The organism is Desulfurellaceae bacterium, assembly GCA_021296095.1.
In the GTDB taxonomy this organism is placed as follows: Bacteria; Desulfobacterota; Binatia; order Bin18; family Bin18; genus JAAXHF01.
In genome coordinates this window covers 8,010-10,874 of record JAGWBB010000169.1, presented here as the reverse complement: position 1 = coordinate 10,874, position 2,865 = coordinate 8,010, and the positions used below count along the sequence as shown (strand labels likewise).

Here is a 2,865-nt window from a genome sequence, read left to right as displayed (position 1 = left end):
CGCCCAAGCGACCCGTGTCCGGCTGGGTAGCATCGCACCCTGGATGTCCTCCACCGTCGGGCAGATCAATACAGCGGACGATGTCGATTATTTCCGATTTATCCTGCCCCGGGCCGGAGTGTTGGTGGTCGAGACCACCGGCTCGACCGATACTGTCGGGACCGTCTGGCAGGACGGCGAGGAACTGGCCGGTACGGATGCTGGCGGGATGCGACGAAACTTCCGGCTGACTACCCGCGTAGCGGAGGGGACGGTCGTGGTGGCTGTGGAGGGCAATGGAAGTCGGACCGGGGACTATACCTTGGAAACGCGCCTGGTGGTGGGCTTTCTGGAGAATCCGGATCACACCTCCTTTCAGAGCGGGATTGGGCTGCTGTCGGGCTGGGTATGTACGGCCGAGGTGGTGGAGATCGAGCTGGATGGAGCCCTGCAGGAGGCCGCGTATGGAACCGAGCGGCTGGACACGGCATCGGCGTGCGGGGACAGCGATAACGGTTTTGGCTTGCTGTTCAACTGGAATCTGCTGGGCGATGGCGAGCATGAAGTGGTCGCCTATGTGGATGCCGTGGAGTTGGCCCGGGTCACGGTCACCGTGACGACGCTGGGCACGGAGTTTCTCCAGGGGGCTGAGGGACTATGTGGGGTCGAGGACTTTCCGCGTATGGACGAGAGCGTGACGCTGGTGTGGCAGCAGAGCAGTCAGAACTTCGTGCTGGCGGACGGGCCGCAGCTGGTAGGGATTCCGTCCACGCCGACAGCCTCGCTGACGGGGGTGTTGGAGAATCCGAGTCCGTACTCCTTTCAGAGTGGCATTGGGTTGATATCGGGCTGGGTGTGCGAGGCGGAGGCGGTGGAGATCAGGCTCGGGGAGTTGACCCCACAGGTAGCCGCGTATGGAACCGAGCGGCGGGACACGGAGCGGGCGTGCGGGGACAGCGACAACGGTTTCGGCTTGCTGTTCAACTGGAACCTGCTGGGCGACGGGGAACACGAGGTTGTGGCCCGGGTCGATGGCGAGGAGTTAGGCCGGACGACCGTACAGGTGACGACCTTAGGGGAAGAGTTTGTGCAGGGAGTTGAGGGGATGTGTGTGGCGGAGGACTTTCCGAGATCGGGAGAGACGGTCACGTTGGAGTGGCAGCAAGCCAAGCAGAACTTTGTCATTACGGATATCGAGCGAGCGCTGCGGGGCGGCGAGGAGGACTGAGCGGTGAACGGCCGAGTGGAGTGGGGTGGTCGTGCGCGCGGAAGCCGACGCTCCGAGAGAGGTGAGGAACACCACAACTTGCCCGGCGCACCGGCCCGGTGCTAGTACCAGGAACAAAAGGAGGCCATGAAACCATGCTGGACTATACGGACTACGAGTATCTGCACGTCGAGGTCGCCGACCGGGTGGCCACGGTGACCATTAACCGACCCGACCAGCGCAACGCGGTTCACGCCGCACTCCACCACGAGTTCGAGCAAATCTGGCTGGACCTGGCCCAGGACCGTGACGTCAACGCGATTCTGCTGACCGGGGCAGGCGAGGCGTTTTCCGTGGGCGGCGATCTGACCAGCCGTGACAAGCCGACCAAGAACAAAGGCCGCGGCGGCAGACGAATCGTGATGGCCGATGGCCGGCGGGTGATCGAGAACCTGCTCGATGTCGAACAGCCGGTCGTCGCCGCCATCAACGGTGACGCGCTCGGTTTTGCCGCCAACGTCGCACTGCTGTGTGACGTGACGGTCGCGTCCGAAACGGCCAAGCTGGCCGATACCCACGTCGCCCTCGGCGCGGTGGCCGGGGACGGCGGGGCCGTGATCTGGCCGCTGCTGATCGGTCCCAACCGGGCCAAGGAATTCCTGATGCTGGGCGATTCCATCACCGGCGCGGATGCGGCCCAGATCGGTCTGGTCAACTATGCCGTGCCCGAGCAGGAGGTGTTGCCNCTGGCCGACGGGCCGACCTGGGCGATCCGCTGGAGCAAACTGGCGGTGAACAAGTGGCTGAAACAGCAGGCCAACCTGATTATGGACGCCGGGCTGGCCTACGAGGCGCTAACGCTGACCACCCAGGATCACAAGGAGGCGCTCAAGGCGCTGCGCGAGAACCGCAAACCGGACTACGTCCGCGCCCGGACTGCCCGATCATAAGTCGAGCCGGGGTGCGGGCTGCGTTCAGTCGGCGGCTGCGGTCAGCGCCGGTTTCACTTCAAGCTGCCACTCGCGGGACAAGTCCTGGGCGCGGACCATGCGGGCGTAGTGGCCGTTGTGGGCCAGCAGGCTGGCGTGGGTGCCCTGCTCGGCAATCCGCCCCTTGTCCAGGACAACAATGAGGTCGGCGTGCCGGATTGTGCTCAGACGATGGGCAATGGCGACCGTGGTGCGCTGGGCGGCCAGACGCGAGATGGCCTGCTGGATGAGGTGCTCGGTTTCGGTATCGACCGAGGAGGTCGCCTCGTCAAGAATCAGGATTGGCGCGTCTTTGAGTATCGCCCGAGCAATCGACAGACGCTGCTTCTGACCGGCCGAGAGCTTGACGCCGCGTTCACCGATCAGGGTGTCATACCCGTCGCTGAGGTCCAGGATGAACTCTTCGGCGTTGGCGGCCTGGGCTGCGGCTCGCATGTCGGCCTCGCTGGCGTCCGGCCGGCCGAACAGCAGGTTTTGGCGTACCGTGCCGTGGAACAGAAAGACGTCCTGGAGGACAGTCGCGATATGGCTGCGCAGGAAGTGCAGATCGAGTGTGCGCACGTCATGGCCACCGATCTTCACACTGCCGTGCTGGGGGTCGTAAAAACGGGGAATGAGGCTGGTGACCGTGGTTTTGCCCGCGCCGGTCGAGCCGACCAGGGCGACCATAGAGCCCTGGGGCACCCGAAT

At 64.4% G+C, this 2,865-nt stretch carries 3 protein-coding genes; 2 read left to right on the top strand and 1 reads right to left on the bottom strand.

Going from position 1 to position 2,865, the window contains the following annotated elements:
- A partial coding sequence (locus J4F42_22365) for a hypothetical protein (protein MCE2488268.1) occupies positions 1-1,207 on the top strand: 1,207 nt, incomplete at its 5' end.
- Positions 1,208-1,341: 134 nt separating this feature from the next.
- Positions 1,342-2,136 carry an enoyl-CoA hydratase/isomerase family protein gene (locus J4F42_22360; GenBank protein MCE2488267.1) on the top strand — a complete coding sequence of 265 codons (795 nt, stop codon included), beginning with the start codon at positions 1,342-1,344 and terminating at the stop codon, positions 2,134-2,136.
- A gap of 24 nt (positions 2,137-2,160) precedes the next feature.
- Here the strand turns inward: J4F42_22360 and J4F42_22355 are convergent.
- The coding region (locus tag J4F42_22355; protein MCE2488266.1) for an ATP-binding cassette domain-containing protein at positions 2,161-2,865 on the bottom strand (705 nt) is incomplete at its 5' end.